The sequence below is a fragment of the Methylocystis parvus OBBP genome (assembly GCF_027571405.1).
Taxonomy (GTDB): Bacteria; Pseudomonadota; Alphaproteobacteria; order Rhizobiales; family Beijerinckiaceae; genus Methylocystis; species Methylocystis parva.
The window spans coordinates 1,167,509-1,181,202 of sequence record NZ_CP092968.1 but is presented as its reverse complement, the minus strand read 5'-3'; the positions used below and the strand labels follow the sequence as shown (position 1 = coordinate 1,181,202).

10 protein-coding genes and 1 tRNA gene are annotated in these 13,694 nt (G+C 57.8%); 7 read left to right on the top strand and 4 right to left on the bottom strand.

Features of this window, described 5'->3' with window-relative positions:
* Positions 1-141 precede the first annotated feature (141 nt).
* The 7 genes from MMG94_RS05870 to MMG94_RS05840 all read left to right on the top strand — a co-directional run bounded on the left by MMG94_RS05870 (position 142) and on the right by MMG94_RS05840 (position 5,743).
* Positions 142-1,098: a hypothetical protein gene (locus MMG94_RS05870; protein ID WP_154419993.1), complete on the top strand. Its 957-nt coding sequence runs from the start codon at positions 142-144 to the stop codon at positions 1,096-1,098.
* A 159-nt stretch (positions 1,099-1,257) separates the two neighbouring features.
* Positions 1,258-1,497 carry a helix-turn-helix domain-containing protein gene (locus MMG94_RS05865; RefSeq protein WP_016918150.1) on the top strand — a complete coding sequence of 80 codons (240 nt, stop codon included), beginning with the start codon at positions 1,258-1,260 and terminating at the stop codon, positions 1,495-1,497.
* Between the two features lie 108 nt (positions 1,498-1,605).
* Positions 1,606-1,980, top strand: coding sequence for a hypothetical protein (locus tag MMG94_RS05860; RefSeq protein WP_016918149.1), 375 nt, complete (start codon positions 1,606-1,608; stop codon positions 1,978-1,980).
* Positions 1,977-4,487 carry a DUF927 domain-containing protein gene (locus MMG94_RS05855; protein ID WP_016918148.1) on the top strand — a complete coding sequence of 837 codons (2,511 nt, stop codon included), beginning with the start codon at positions 1,977-1,979 and terminating at the stop codon, positions 4,485-4,487. Before MMG94_RS05860 ends, MMG94_RS05855 begins: the two co-directional genes overlap by 4 nt.
* Before the next feature lie 321 nt (positions 4,488-4,808).
* Complete coding sequence (locus tag MMG94_RS05850) at positions 4,809-5,057, top strand: AAA family ATPase (RefSeq protein ID WP_016918147.1); 249 nt, start codon at positions 4,809-4,811, stop codon at positions 5,055-5,057.
* On the top strand, positions 5,029-5,229 hold the full coding sequence (locus MMG94_RS05845; RefSeq protein WP_016918146.1) for a hypothetical protein: 201 nt from the start codon (positions 5,029-5,031) through the stop codon (positions 5,227-5,229). Before MMG94_RS05850 ends, MMG94_RS05845 begins: the two co-directional genes overlap by 29 nt.
* The gene (locus tag MMG94_RS05840) at positions 5,216-5,743 is read left to right on the top strand and encodes a terminase small subunit-like protein (RefSeq protein ID WP_016918145.1); all 528 of its coding nucleotides are present in this window, start codon (positions 5,216-5,218) and stop codon (positions 5,741-5,743) included. The genes MMG94_RS05845 and MMG94_RS05840 overlap by 14 nt, the downstream gene beginning before the upstream one ends.
* Before the next feature lie 239 nt (positions 5,744-5,982).
* Here MMG94_RS05840 and avs3b read toward each other — a convergent pair whose 3' ends face one another.
* The 4 genes from avs3b to MMG94_RS05820 form a co-directional block, all read right to left on the bottom strand.
* Positions 5,983-6,750, bottom strand: a complete 768-nt coding sequence (avs3b, locus tag MMG94_RS05835; RefSeq protein ID WP_157212415.1) for an AVAST type 3 anti-phage protein Avs3b — start codon at positions 6,748-6,750, stop codon at positions 5,983-5,985.
* Positions 6,677-12,964, bottom strand: coding sequence for an AVAST type 3 anti-phage nuclease/ATPase Avs3a (avs3a, locus tag MMG94_RS05830; RefSeq protein WP_026015995.1), 6,288 nt, complete (start codon positions 12,962-12,964; stop codon positions 6,677-6,679). Before avs3a ends, avs3b begins: the two co-directional genes overlap by 74 nt.
* The gene (locus MMG94_RS05825) at positions 12,957-13,307 is read right to left on the bottom strand and encodes a hypothetical protein (protein ID WP_016918142.1); all 351 of its coding nucleotides are present in this window, start codon (positions 13,305-13,307) and stop codon (positions 12,957-12,959) included. Before MMG94_RS05825 ends, avs3a begins: the two co-directional genes overlap by 8 nt.
* A 244-nt stretch (positions 13,308-13,551) precedes the next feature.
* Positions 13,552-13,627: transfer RNA gene (locus MMG94_RS05820), tRNA-Glu, on the bottom strand.
* Positions 13,628-13,694 lie beyond the last annotated feature (67 nt).

The following is a 13,694-nucleotide window of genomic DNA, read 5'->3' as shown; positions in this document are numbered from 1 at the left end:
GAGGCCAGCCATGGAGGCGATCCGTCCAAAAACGGCCAGGCAAGACGACGCAACGTCTCCGCCCGGCCGTCACATTGAGAAAGAGGACTTCTCACCGTGTGTGGTCACGATAGCACAAAATCGGAAACCCGACTGAAACACATGCGTCCGTCATCGCAGGAACGCCTTGCACGATGGGCGCTCGCGCTGCGGCAGGCGCAGATAGAGCGCGGTAAAAGGCCCGTGCTCGACGACGATGGCTTGCGGTCCTGCGTCTGGCGCCGGATGGAAGGCGAATATCGTCGCGATAGCGGGCTAGGCGGCGTAGTGGACGCCATATGCGCTTCGTTGGGGTGCGAGAGCGTTGAGTATCGCGTAGCTCGTCGTGAAGCCAAGCGCCTTTCAGAAAGCGTCCAGGCATGGAGCGAGCTTTTCGCACGTGATTGGGAGCGAGTTTATGTCTCCATTTCTGCGGCGGTCTACTGGATCGCAACGAAAGGGCGTTCAAAACTCTGTGCGGTTTGCGGCGACGCCTACCTTGAGAAAGCAGCCAGTGACCTTATTGGAGCGGCGTGCAACGAGAAGATTATGGTGTTTGGCGCCAATGATAGTGATACCATTCAGATGGTGGTTCCCGCTCAATGTTTCATCGCCGAATCGCAGTTCACCGGCGATGTTCCCGACGCTATCATGTTTTCGGATGTCCCCGTCATCCGCTGGATACTCGATCATGAAGAAGATTGGCGAACCGGTGACGGCGATACGATCGAGACTCGATCAAAGATTCTTTGGCGTCGCCTTTGTGTGAAGAAGGCCGACTTGCTAACAATGTGGCCGGCCGCAGGCCAAGAACTTAATCATGCAGATGGCGACAGTTCCTCAATTAACGGCGAGATCGCGCCATGCGCTGCTCCGCCCGAAAGCACAGTCGAGAAAAAGCAAAGGCGGACGAAGTCTGTTGTCATCGGTGAGTATATGCGCACCCAATCAGACCACGACCCGGGCAAGTCGGTCGGAGACTGGCGCCGACATTTCAAGCTACAGGGCAAGAATGAATTCGAGGCGGCAGATGACATGACGATCCTGAAGGCGCGCAACCACGCTTGGCCGTCGAAATAAGGAGGTCACGACAACCGATTTTGCCGGATTTTACCGGGTTTCACCAGAAATATGCTTATTATCAATAGCTTACGCATTCAATTGCCGAGGTGAATCGCGCAGTTTGTCCGTTGTTAGTCGTCGACAATCGGCGACATAAGCGAACAACGGAAAACCTAAATGCCTCCCATCCCTCCCGAGCAGCAATCGCCCTTCGGCGGAGGCGCGCCCTTCCTCGTCAAACTGGCGTATTCGATCGAAGAAACCGCTCGCATCACTTCCCTCGGCCGCACGGCGCTTTACGAGGAAATCAGGGCAGGACGCCTCAAGTCGCGCAAGGCAGGCCGCCGCACGATCGTTCTCGCGGATGACATCCGCGCCTGGCTCGCGAGCCTGCCGCAGGCCCAGCCCGCCGCCTGAAAAACGAATGGCCGGGACCTTCCGGCCGGCCTTCCGAATCTCAATCCGCAACCCCGCCAGTCCTCGCAACGCTACTGGAACCGCGACAACTCAATCAGGAACGCGAATATGGGTGTCGAAAATCCACAAAACGCGCAAGTCGGATTCAAGCGCCAGAAAGGAAACGGCGCAAAGTCGGCGCGTATCGACTTCGCTGCGATAAACCGCGCGGCGATGTGTGCGCTTCCGGCCATCCTTGCCCGTCTTCTCCCGGGCGGCAAAGTCTCTTCTGGCGAATATGTCGTCCGCAATCCGAAACGCGCGGACAAGAACACCGGATCGTTCAGCGTGAACATGCGTCGCGGCAAGTGGGCGGACTTCGCCACCGGCGACAAGGGCGGCGACGTGATTTCGCTCGTCGCCTATCTTGAAGGCGTCTCCCAGGGCGAAGCCGCCCGCCTGCTCGCCAAAATGCTCGGTCTGGATGTGGAGGCGCGCTCGTGAACAAGTTCGCGCCGCTCACCGAGGCGGAAATCGCCGCCGCCATCGCCGCCGTCCCGGAGGAGGATTGCCCGACCGAGGGCGCGTCCCAGGCAGTCCTGCCGGTCCCGGCTGATGCTCCTTCCCCGCCAACCAGCCATCCGAAGCTCGGAAAGCCTGCCGCCTCCTGGGAATACAAGGACGCCGAAGGCAACCTGCTGTTCGTCGTGAACCGCTTCAACCTGCGCGACGGGCGCAAGATCATCCTTCCCCTGTCGGTCTGGCGCGACAAGGACGGCGCTCTCAATTGGCTGTGGAAGGGCGTTCCCGCGCCGCGCCCGCTCTTCAATCTCGACAAGCTGGCCTTCGACCAGTCGAAGCCGGTCGTGATCGCCGAGGGCGAGAAATCGGCTGTGGCGGCCCAAGCCGTTTTCCACGACCACATCGTGACCACGTCGCCGAACGGCTCCAGCGCGGCCGATAAAGCTGACTGGTCGCCGCTCGCGGGCCGCAAAGTGATCGTCTGGCCTGACGGCGACGAGGCTGGCCAGAAATACGCCGCCGATGTCGGCGCGATCCTTTTCGATCTTGGGGCCGAGATTCGCGTCATCGACGCCAGGGCGCTAGCGCTCAAAGCGCCCGACGGCGGCGAGCGCGAGTCCTTCAAGCCTGGTTGGGACGCCGCCGACGCAATCGAGGAATGGGCCGCCGATCTTCCCAAGCTGAAACAGGTCGCCGCCTCTCTGGCGAAGCCCTATGTCGAAGCGGGCGCGCGTTACGTCTCGTATGAGCCCTACGAGATGCGCGCCGACGGGCTTTGGATCGAAATCGAGAAGGGTAAGGGCGAGAGCGCGACGGTCATAGACGTCAAGGTTTGCCAGGCGTTCGAGATTGTCGGCATTACCCGCGACACGAATGGCGCCGAATGGGGAAAGCTGATCCGCTGGCGCGACAAGGATCGCAAGATCAAAACCATGATCGTTACTGACGCCGAGACTCACGGCGATCCCGGCACTCTGTGTCAAAAACTGCGTAACGTCGGTCTTTACATTAAGCGCAACTGCCAGCGGTATCTCGCAATCTATCTCTCAGACGTGCTTACGAACAACCGGGTCCGCTTGGTCGAGCGCACCGGATGGCATCACATCGGCGGGCGCGACGTTTTCGTTCTGCCGGAACAATCCATCGGACCCGACGGCGGCGAAACCGTCGTCTTCAATTCGAACAGCGGGGCCGGTTACGAGGCCAAGGGGACGCTCGACGGCTGGAAGAATGGCGTCGGTCACCTTTCAGCCGGTCAGCGCATGGTTGTTCTGGCGATCAGCGCGGCGCTTGCCGGGCCGATCTTGTATCTCGCCGGACAAGCGGGCGGCGGCATTCATTTCGTCGGTCCGTCATCTAAGGGCAAATCGACGCTACAGCGCGCCGCCGCATCAGTATGGGGCGGCGGCTTCGAGAACGGATTCATCAAGCAGTGGCGAGCAACCGCGAACGGCCTGGAAGGGGCCGCCGCCAACACGAGCGACACGGCATTGGTTCTCGACGAACTGGGGCAGATTGACGCGCGTGAGTTCGCGCCGGCGGTCTATGCGATCGCGAATGGGTCCGGCAAGCAGCGCGCCGGACGCGATGGACATGCGCGCGAAGTGCGAACTTGGCGCGTCATGGTCATCAGCTCCGGCGAGCTGACCGTCGCTGCGAAGATTGGCGAAGACAGGTTTCGCCGCGCCATGGCCGGTCAGGAGGTGCGCCTTCTCGATATTCATGCTGTTAAGGACGACGCGCTTGGCGTCTTCGACAGCACGGGCGGATTCTGCAGTGCGGCCGATCTGGCGCGAGCGTTTTCGGTCGAGACGCGCGCCAACTACGGCGTCGCAGGTCCCGAGTTCGTCCGCCGCCTGATTGCCGCCAATATGACCCGCGACGACGTGAATACGTTCATCAGGGAGTTCGTGTCGGCGAATGCTCTGGATGGCGTGGATGGGCAGATTGACCGCGCTCTTCAGCGTTTCGCCCTGATCGCCACGGCAGGCGAGCTTGCCATCAGCCTTGGCATTGTCCCCTGGGCGAAAGGTGCAGCAAGCGACGCCGCGGCCACCGCCTTCAATGACTGGATCGAGATGCGCGGCGGCGTGGTCCCGGCAGAGGACCGTGAGGCCATCAGCCGTGTGCGCCTCTTCATAGAGAAACACGGCAACAGCCGTTTCGAGGACATTGTTGGCGACGACGACGCGCCGCTCATTCGCGACCGTCTCGGCTGGCGCAGAGAACATGAAGATGGCCGCGAGTGGTGGGTGCTGCCAGAGGTTTGGAAGTCGGAAATCTGCGCTGGAATGGACCCGACACGCGTGGCGAGGACGCTTGCCGTCGCGGGTCTGCTCCGCGTTCCGAACGGACGTGGGTTTCAGTGCCTGGTCAGCGTCAACGGCCAGAAGCTTCGCGCCTATGTTCTGACCGCGGGCATTCTGTGCGACGACGCGCTGTGCGACGACGCGGGTTCGGGTTACGAGGTGGCGCGCAATGCGGCCTGACCTCTTCGAAGCGACCATCGCCGGCCTACGCCGCCCCCATCCCGGCCCGGAACAGCCAGTAACAACGGCGGTAACTACGCGCGGCAACAACATTCTTGGTAAGAATAAACCGAATAATATCAATAAAGTAACAACAGCAACAACAGTAACAACGCGATTTCCGGGGGGTAAGGGAGAAACGCCAGAAAGGGCCAAGGTCGTTGCCCTCCGTAGGTGCGCCGTCTGTGGCTCTGATTATGCTCCGTTTGGCGTCGGATTCAGCCTGCGCGACCCTGAAAGGGTTCGCTGGTTGTGCTCGGACCATCGGACGGGAGGCGCGCAATGACCGCGCCCGCTCTCACCTCGCATCAGCAAGGCGCCCTGTGCGACGTGCTGCGCCTCCTTGAGACGGAACGCGTCGTCGCACTGCGCGGACTTGCTGGCACGGGCAAGACGGCGCTCATCCCGCACCTCGCCGACGCTCTCGGCAAGGTGACGGTCGTCGCGATGACGAACAAGGCGGCTGAGGTCCTGCGGGCCAAAGGCGAAGCGCGCGCGCACCATGCTGAACCGCGTCATCCTATTCTCTAAGTGGTCGAGCGACGAGCAGCCGGACATCATGAAGATGCACCTTTGGTTAGAAATAGTCCGCGAGCTTATGTCGCTCACAGCTCTGACGCCGGAAGAAGAACGTCTCGTGAAGAGGGTGCTTGAAGTGCAAGAGGCGATCGCAATTATGGAGACGAACAATGACCGCGCGTAAGGCGACGAAGAAGAAGATCGGCAGGCCGACGATCTACACGCCGGAGCTTGCGGCGCGCATCTGCGCCGAGTTGGCTTGCGGCAAGTCACTCCGCACGGTGTGCAAGGCGAACGACATGCCGGGCTTGGAGACCGTCTTCCGCTGGTTGCGCGAGAAGCCCGACTTTCGGGATCAATACGCGCACGCGAAGAATGAAAGCGCCGATGCGTTGGTCGAAGAGATGCTCGACATTGCCGACGACGGCTCGAACGACTGGATGGAAGTTCACGGCAAGGACGGCGAGAGCATCGGCTGGAGGTTGAACGGCGAACACGTGCAGCGGTCCCGCCTTCGTGTCGATGTTCGGAAATGGGCCGCGAGCAAGCTCAAGCCGAAAAAATATGGCGAGCGGGTTGAGATGAACCATGGCGTTCAGCCGGATGACCCGCTCGCGGCGCTCATCCGCAGCGTTCAGGGATCGTGCTTCAAGCCCGTGCGCCTGAGTGAGGACCGCGACGAGCTCGATGACTCATAGTCTCAAGTTGGTCGATTGCCGGAACCAGTCCTCTGGCCTTTTGCTTATCGATAGTGGAGACGGCTATCGTTAGCCACATGGTCTTCAACGTGCATTGCAAATCTTCGCGCTCTTCCCCATCCGCGGCAATTACGTTTGCGAGAAAACCGGTAGAATCGTGCTGGAGTTCGAACCTATAAAGTTCAGATGCTTTAGCATTCTTCGCGGGCGAAGATGCCGCGTGAACTTGCCTCTAAGCGCTATTCGCAATCCTCCACATCTAATAATTCTTCTTTAGGAGGAGGCAGGGCCTCAAGGCGCTCCTCAAGAGTGTTGGCTAGGGATTCGGCAATTCCCAGAAAACCGCGCAGCCGCTTGACCTTGTCATTGAGAAGCGAGCGGATTCCTTCATTGGGATCAGGCTCTTTGTTCACGTCCGCGGCTGTCGAGACGAAACGGATGACAATTTCAGGTGCGCCATCGCCGTCGATTGCCGTCGCGAGCTTTACCCATTCTTTTGATTTGTTCAGCGCAGCACCAGCGGCCTCAGCAAGGCAGTAGCCAATGAGGACCTTGGCCGAATAGTCCAGCCCGTCTGCTAGGCTCAACAATTTCTCTTGTTCCGATGTTTCCGCAGCCTCGCCCTTCGGTGGGCGGGCCGCGCGATAGTAGCGCGGCATGTCGTTTTCTGGGTCGAGACTTTCGATCGCGCGCATAATTGGTTCTAACTCTTCGAAGGGTCGCTTGCCGTTTGGCAATTCCGAACGGTGCTTCCACAACGCCAAAATCGCAGCGAAACATTCGCGTTCTGCGGCGCTCTTTTCATCCCCGGTCACCTTCTCAGCTTTCGTTATGAGATCGGCGACATGGTGCGCCATCCAACGTCCGAGCGTATCGGTTGACTCTTCCAGCCCCAGCTCTTTGACGAACTTTCGGCCAAGTGCCAATACGCTGTCAGCGGGTGCGAAATTTTCCGTCTTTGCCGAGGAGGTAGAGCTTGGCGCTTGTTTTGATTCGCTCGTCGTCATCTTTTTCACCGCTTTCATAAGGCTGATAGCGACGGCGCCGCTCAATCTGCACCTCAATGATGAGGTCGCGATCCAGTTCACCCAGCATTGAACCTACAAAAGATGCAGACACTTGAAGGCGGCTACCCCTATTGGGGTTGCTGCTTTCATGGCGCTTCGCCTCGTCGTAGTAGCCCCAAACCTGGCTTTCCATGACACAGATTTTGCTTTGATCTTTCCAAAAGCGGAGGTCCGCGTCGGTATCAAGTCGCATCCGTTCCACAATAAACGGTGCCGGACGCGGCGGTGGAAAGGAAACGCCACCAGCCCAGCGATCTTTTTCGTCCAGCCGCCGATCTCCATTGTGATCGAATATCCAGCCCTTCAACTCAAACCCCGGTTCATCGATTTCCATGTCGCCGTCGGCGCTCGGTATCGCATAGTCGTTTACATCTTTGGCGCTGGCGAGCGCGCGCAGAAGTGCTTCCGACTTGTCCGGCGGAACGAGGGCACTGTAGATATGCGTTGATTGCTCGCGGCTCGTGTCCGCTTCTGTCCAATAGCCCCACAAGTTAAGCCTGTCGCCTGCTCGAAGTGCTTCGTCAAAATCGCCATCCGTCACCAGTCGGCGGTCCGGATGTTCTTTATCGCGGTCCAACCACGTACCCTTTGCAAGCGGTTCAGGATCACGCCGATCCCAAAGCCAGCGGCTGTCCTGGCGCGTGAGATCGTGGCGCGAAAGCCAGTCCGCAAATTCATCGTCTTCGCCATAGTCTGGATTGCGGTGTGTGGGCATGGTCGCCAACAAACGCCCCGCGACGATCATCATCGCATGGTAGGCATGATAGAAATGAAGGTTGTCCGCTCGAGGATATGAACCGTGAGAATGGTAGGTGTGTTGCTCTTCGTAGAGGTTGCGGCGAGCCCGTTCGTCTTCGTCCCAACGGCCTTTCGCGCTAGAGGCAAACTCTTTCCGTATGACCTTCAGCGCTTCCGCCTCGATGTCGCCTTGGGACATGGCAAACACCCGACCGAGCGGATCATACCAATAGGGGCCGATGTCTAGCCCAAAATAGAAGCGGTCCTCATCAGATTCGGCATTCGTACCGTGCTTGCGCGAAATATTGCGTTCATAGGTTTTTGACTCGACGACAGCTAGCGGCGATTTGTTGACGCCCCTGAGACGATCCGAAAGCCCATTCTCGTCGTTCAGATATCCTTTAGCGATAAGCTGAATCGCGGCGCGTGCGGCGAATTGCCGAATTAATATGTGAGGCTGGTCTTTCAGGGCCCAATCGACAAGCTGTTTGGCATAGGGCGTCACGGCACTTGGGGCTTCCAGCGCTGCTCTCGCCAGACTGATAAGCAGCCATTGAAACGCATGCAGCGTATAAAACGGCAATCTTGCATCAACAAACGGGCCACCGCTCTTACTGGCGGCCATCTTCATCAAATGACCAACGACATCCTGCCTGTCAAAGCGACAAAGTTCTAGAACGGCATGAGCCGCTTCCCAGCGAAGCACGGCTTCCGGTGCAGCCAATGCAGACCAGACATAGCCAGCAACAGCTTCACGAATGTCGCCGGTTGGCGAAAATGCATCTTTCCACGGCCCGTCCCCATCCTTGTCTTCCAAGACCGAATTAAACAGATTCAGTCCGTACGTCAGGGCTTCCAACGCTTCATCGTGCGTTAATTTAATCGCGAGAAGTCCGACGAGAGAAAACAGCCGGCTAGTCTCGACGAGGTCGGGTGTTTCGCCGGTTGCTGCCAACACGACATCGACAATTTCGGCTTGGCTTACGCCCGCCAATGAACACGCCAATTCGAATGGAAAGACCTCGTAATAGCGGCTTTTCCTCACCTCCATGCAATAGCGACGGCAAAGAACCTTCAGGGCATTCGCTAGCGCATGAGAAATAGCCGGGCGTCCCTTCCAACTCTCCGGCACTCGCTCCAAAAAGGTTCTGAAGCTGTACAGGCTGAACTCAGGCGTACCTGCGACGGCTTCAATAAAGCCAGCTTCTGATCCCACCGGGACACGCCGCATTGCCTCAGTGAAGAAATCTTCACGACCCCATGGCCGCTCAGTTCGTTTGAACGTGAGGTAGGCTTGAGAAAGACCGTCCGCCGTCGCCAAGTCTTTGGTTGCAAAAATATCATTCCATGGGGAACGCTTGCTCTCTTCAGCAGCCGACAACGGCTGTTCGTAGCGGGCAGCCTCCTTTTTGTGCGCTACTTCCTTTCGCTCAGACGATACAATTGCGTCCGCCAAGCGTTCCAACGTCACGCCATGCTTCGTTGCGACGTGTTGAAGACTCTTTAGGTTTGATGAAGCGAAGACCGAGAACTGTGCATAGCGATACAAAATGCGGCTCGCCAAAGCCCTCTCTTCCGCGTTTTTCGATCGGGCCAGTGCCGCCCCAAGTAGCTCGTGATAGTCCCATTGCGCACGGAACCCGATCAGCGGCAGCGCATCGCGAGGGTCAATGATGTTTCGTTCGATCAAATTGCCGATAGCAATTGGCAATAGCCTCTCATGCCAACCAAATCCGCGGTCCCGCCATCGGCTCAAAATGGCGACGGCGGAAGACGGACACAATCCGCACAGGGCAACAACCGTATCATTCCATGCGAAGTGCTTGTCGCGCACGACGTAGTCGTAGGTCAGCTCTGCGCAACGCGCGAACTGATATGCGGTTTTCGGAGCTGGCCGATCAACGCGTGAGGCGCGATCGGCAAGATCAAGGATGGCATCCCATCGGGCGAGATTTTCGTCACCGATTTTTCCCGCAACCTCTACGGCCTCGTTGAAGTAGGCTTTTGCATCCGCTTTGCTCGTCGTGAGGATGGCGCGGGCAACCTCAAGATATCCTTCGGATTTGCTTTCAGCGTTTGAGCGCTCGTCTTTGGTTAGCGTGTAGGATTCTGTTGCATAGGCCAGCGCAGCAGGCTTGGTTTCATCCCGTTGCGCGCAGAGCCGACAAAGCGCGTTGAGTGTTGGAGTAAACAATGGCCGCTTGAGCCGATTCTTCCATTGATTGAATGACGCCAGCGCCGCCTCATCCGTAGTTTCGGACTCATGCAGAATGTCCATCCAAAGAAGGGCAATCTCATTCGAGGTGTGAGACTCTTCGCGGTATCGAACCCGCTCAGCATTCGCGGACGCTTCGGACGTCTTCTCTATTTCATTCGTAACGTCTTCCTTCTTCACGTGTCCAAGCAAGACCGACGCCCAAAGTTTGTGCCATGGGAGCAGCGCGCCGATATCCTCCTGGAACTCTTGAAGATCGCGAGACGTTGTATGCTTGTTCTTCTTTTCAATCTCTTTTTTCAGCTCGGCATAAGCAACATCAATCAACTCGATTGGTTTTCCTTCGAGGGCAGCCCGCAAGCAGTAGGCGCGCAGAAGGGGAAAGCGAGCCTTTGAAAATCGCGATGCAAGTCCTCGGGGTGGCTCAGCAGGCAAATACCGCGCGAGTAACACTGCCGCGTCGCTCTGCGTGCACAGGCTCTTTTTCAATGTTGCTTCAACAACAGCCGTCACAGCATCGAGTGCGGCCTCATTGTCATCCCATCCGTTGCGATTGCTAAGTTTGATACGGTGCTTCAAAAGTTGGCGAAATGCTTGTTCCGTCACTTCGTTCGGAGGTGTTTTATGCACATCCCGCAATTCGGCGGCGACGGCAAGGACCAAGCAAAGATTATTTCCGGAAGTGCGCGTGAGTTCGTCGACATCTGACCAACGTCCATGATCAATCAGGCGCCGGATTACAGGTCGACCGACCCGATACGAGACTTCTCGTGGTTTCCAGCCCCTTAGGCTCTCCGCCGCATCCGCTGGGCCGTGAATGTTTAAGTGCGCAAGGGTAAGCTCAACGATGTCCTCATCCGAAATTTCTTCTTTTTTGCGTTCTTCGGGCGTCAAACGCGCCCAGTTTTGCAGCCATTCGTGGGCCATGCGCAAACGGCTGCGTGCATCTCCCACTAACTCCTTTCGTCCAGAAAGAAGCGCTGCCTCGTATGCGTGATGAGAGCCGACCCATCCAGAGCCAAACGTCCGGCGGGAAACAATTTCCTGAATGAGGTCGAGTTCAAGAAAATCCGAAGCGAGGTCGGTATTTTCTTGAAGCAACGTGCGCTGCCGTTCGTCACCCGCCGTCTCGCCGCCCGCTTTCAAGGCAAGCTTCGCCGCTTCAAGGTAGCGCTGCGATCGAAGGCCCGCTTTCAACGCGAATTGCAGGCGCTGCAATTCGACACCGCGCTTTTCAAGCGGACTTCCTTCCGGGAGCGCCGCCGAAGACAGAGCCAATTCGACTAGTTCGGAGAATTGCCCGGCTTGCAGCATCAGTTGGGGCAGCATGGAAGCTACATACGCGCTTCTGGTTGCCAGCGGCTTCAGGCTGATGATGAAGCCCGCCATTCCGTGTGCCGTAGGTTTGAATTTGTCGCGGAACCACGTTTCGGCAGGCTCATCCAAGAACTGAATGGTCTCGCCCGCCACAAGAAGAGGTCGGCCAATATCGTAGGCAAAGCTCTTGATCGCTTCTTGCTCCACTCCCGACATCGCCGAGAGGATGGGTATCGGAATTAATGGCCTCAGGGCCGCCAGCCCCGTGCAGATTTTCTCAACGCGTTCCTTTTCAATCGGCCCGGAAGCGTCTTTGAGCTTCGCAATGGCGTCATGCAATAGGTTCGCAATCGTGTCTTCTACGCTTGTAGGATTGGGTCCGAGCAGCCGCAATGTTTCTTGCAGCGGCAACCCCCGCGACAAAGCCAAGGCCTGGACGCGCGGGTTGTGTGAGCTTAGGCGGTGTAATTCGTCGATGTCGCGCTCATTCGCATCGGGAAATGTTTTCCGCAAAAAAGCTGATGTCTCATTGCGGCTAAACGGGCGTAACTCAATTGGCATCGCTTCGGTCGGCGGATCAAGAAGGTGTTGACGATGTGAGCGGCACAGAAAGACAAGGCGGGCACCTTCAGGAATGCTCGCGCGAATGAGGTCGCGCGCGAAAGACCGGGCCTCGCCAATCTCCTCCGCGGCCATCTGCGCGTTATCTGCCGCATCCACAACTATACATAAGAGGGCGTTCGGGTTGGCCGAACGCAAGATTTTCACTGCTTGGCCCAGGCGGTGAACAAACGCTCGCACATACGCCGCTGCATCGGCGTTTGTCGTCTGGATTAAGGGATGGCAGAGGCTTTTTGTGGCCAGCTCATTTGCAATTTGAACCAATGCGTCCTTATACCTATGGCGGTAGCCAACCGCACTTCGGTACTGACCGTTGCCAAAACAGTCGTAGAGAACGCAGACTGAGCCCTCAGGAAGGCTTCTGCCGATCCGCGTTGCAAAGACCGATTTGCCAACGCCACCTGAAGCGTGGACGATAACCGGACCTGTCGCGCCGACGATTTGACCGATGAGTTCGAGTTCCTGCTCGCGCGGAACGGCGTCACGAATGTCCTCGATGAGGCACTTGGCGGGGAACAAATGGATTTCGTCGGTCTTCAGCGCGCGTAGTACATCGGTCTTCGTTATCGTGGGGTTCTGTTCGCCTTCGGAAAGTGCTCGGCGCGTCACAAGCTCTTTCAATTGCGTTGGTGCATCAACATCAGCATCAGGCAGATAGCCACTAACTTCCTGAAACAGGATGTTGCGTTGATGCCAATACCCGTCCTGGCGATCTTCGAAGCGGAGTAGCTTGCAGAATGCCGCAAGCTCACTTCCCGCAAGTCCGGTAAATTTTTGCAGTTTCTTCAGCTCATCCGGATGACGCGTGATCGCGTCGGCCGCAGCATCGGCGACAGTCTCGACAACATTCGTGCTGATAGGTCTGTTCGTGACAAAACAAAACTCCAGCTTTTTCGCCAAGCCCACCTGAGCGTGCGCCTTTTGCAGTTCCGCGTATCGCCTCGCAAAACCCTTAATGGTTTTTTCTAGCCCACTTGCCGTCCACGGATCATTTGCATGCAGCGTCGAGTGCTTGAGCTGCATGTAACGCACCAAGCGCGCTTGCCCGATATCCTCGCTTTCGAAATACTCTGCAACGTCAATCAGCTCCTCACCAGCTTCGACCGGCCCGGCGCCCGGCTGCTCACTCGGGGACGGACCTTCGATGCTCACGGCGACTAGGCCGCTGTCAGCGGAGAGTAACTTCAGGCAGCGTCGGGCTGCCCAAAGATAGTGAAACTGATCGCCGTCACGGCTTGGACGAACTAGATTTGTATTAGGCATCGGCATCGATATTTGGCTTAACGATCGGACACGTCAAAGGTCGGCATGAATCGCCGTTCCTTGTTTGATACGGCCAAGAAAGGCCGAGCGCCTGCCGGTAGTCGTCGAGGAGCGGCTTCACTGCTTTCGAGTCTTCAGTGAGCTGGTCTTTCGCGTGGCGGGCCTTGCCATTTGCCTCGGACGTGTTGACGCGAACCTCGAAGGGAAGGAGCCGCTCCTGTTGGACGGCCGCAATCAGGTTGTTGATCGCCGGATAGAAGGTGGGCTCCGTCGAAGACGGTAGGGAATCGAGACGCCGCGTCTCCGACACATAGTCGATCAGCGCGGGAAGGATCGTCTGCATGAATTGGGGCTCGAATCAGGCGGGCGGCGAAAATGGAGGCCCACGAACAAGAGCATACGGAGCGTGGGACAGGAAGTAGAGGCGGGCAGAAGCCACAAGAACGAGCAAGAACCTGTGCCCATTACCCCTGTTCGCTTCAACGGGGACCGCGTTCGTTCGTCCCTGTCCGGCGACGTATATTGGGCAGCAGTTGGGCACGCAGGCCTGTTGGGCGCGCCATTTGATCCTAACTTATTGATTTATATGGCGCTCCCTAGGGGACTCGAACCCCTGTTTTCGCCGTGAGAGGGCGACGTCCTAGACCGCTAGACGAAGGGAGCGGGGAAGCGCTCTATAGACCGGCGTGACCGTCTCGGCAAGGGCGGAATGGGCGCCTTTCGCGCTTCT

Excerpts from the sequence above, each read along its gene's own strand:
- MMG94_RS05850 (WP_016918147.1), top strand. The coding sequence starts at position 4,809 with ATGACCGCGCCCGCTCTCACCTCGCATCAGCAAGGCGCCCTGTGCGAC.
- avs3a (WP_026015995.1), bottom strand. The coding sequence starts at position 12,964 with ATGCCTAATACAAATCTAGTTCGTCCAAGCCGTGACGGCGATCAGTTT.
- MMG94_RS05845 (WP_016918146.1), top strand. The coding sequence starts at position 5,029 with ATGCTGAACCGCGTCATCCTATTCTCTAAGTGGTCGAGCGACGAGCAG.
- MMG94_RS05825 (WP_016918142.1), bottom strand. The coding sequence starts at position 13,307 with ATGCAGACGATCCTTCCCGCGCTGATCGACTATGTGTCGGAGACGCGG.
- MMG94_RS05860 (WP_016918149.1), top strand. The coding sequence starts at position 1,606 with ATGGGTGTCGAAAATCCACAAAACGCGCAAGTCGGATTCAAGCGCCAG.
- MMG94_RS05840 (WP_016918145.1), top strand. The coding sequence starts at position 5,216 with ATGACCGCGCGTAAGGCGACGAAGAAGAAGATCGGCAGGCCGACGATC.
- MMG94_RS05865 (WP_016918150.1), top strand. The coding sequence starts at position 1,258 with ATGCCTCCCATCCCTCCCGAGCAGCAATCGCCCTTCGGCGGAGGCGCG.
- avs3b (WP_157212415.1), bottom strand. The coding sequence starts at position 6,750 with ATGACGACGAGCGAATCAAAACAAGCGCCAAGCTCTACCTCCTCGGCA.
- MMG94_RS05870 (WP_154419993.1), top strand. The coding sequence starts at position 142 with ATGCGTCCGTCATCGCAGGAACGCCTTGCACGATGGGCGCTCGCGCTG.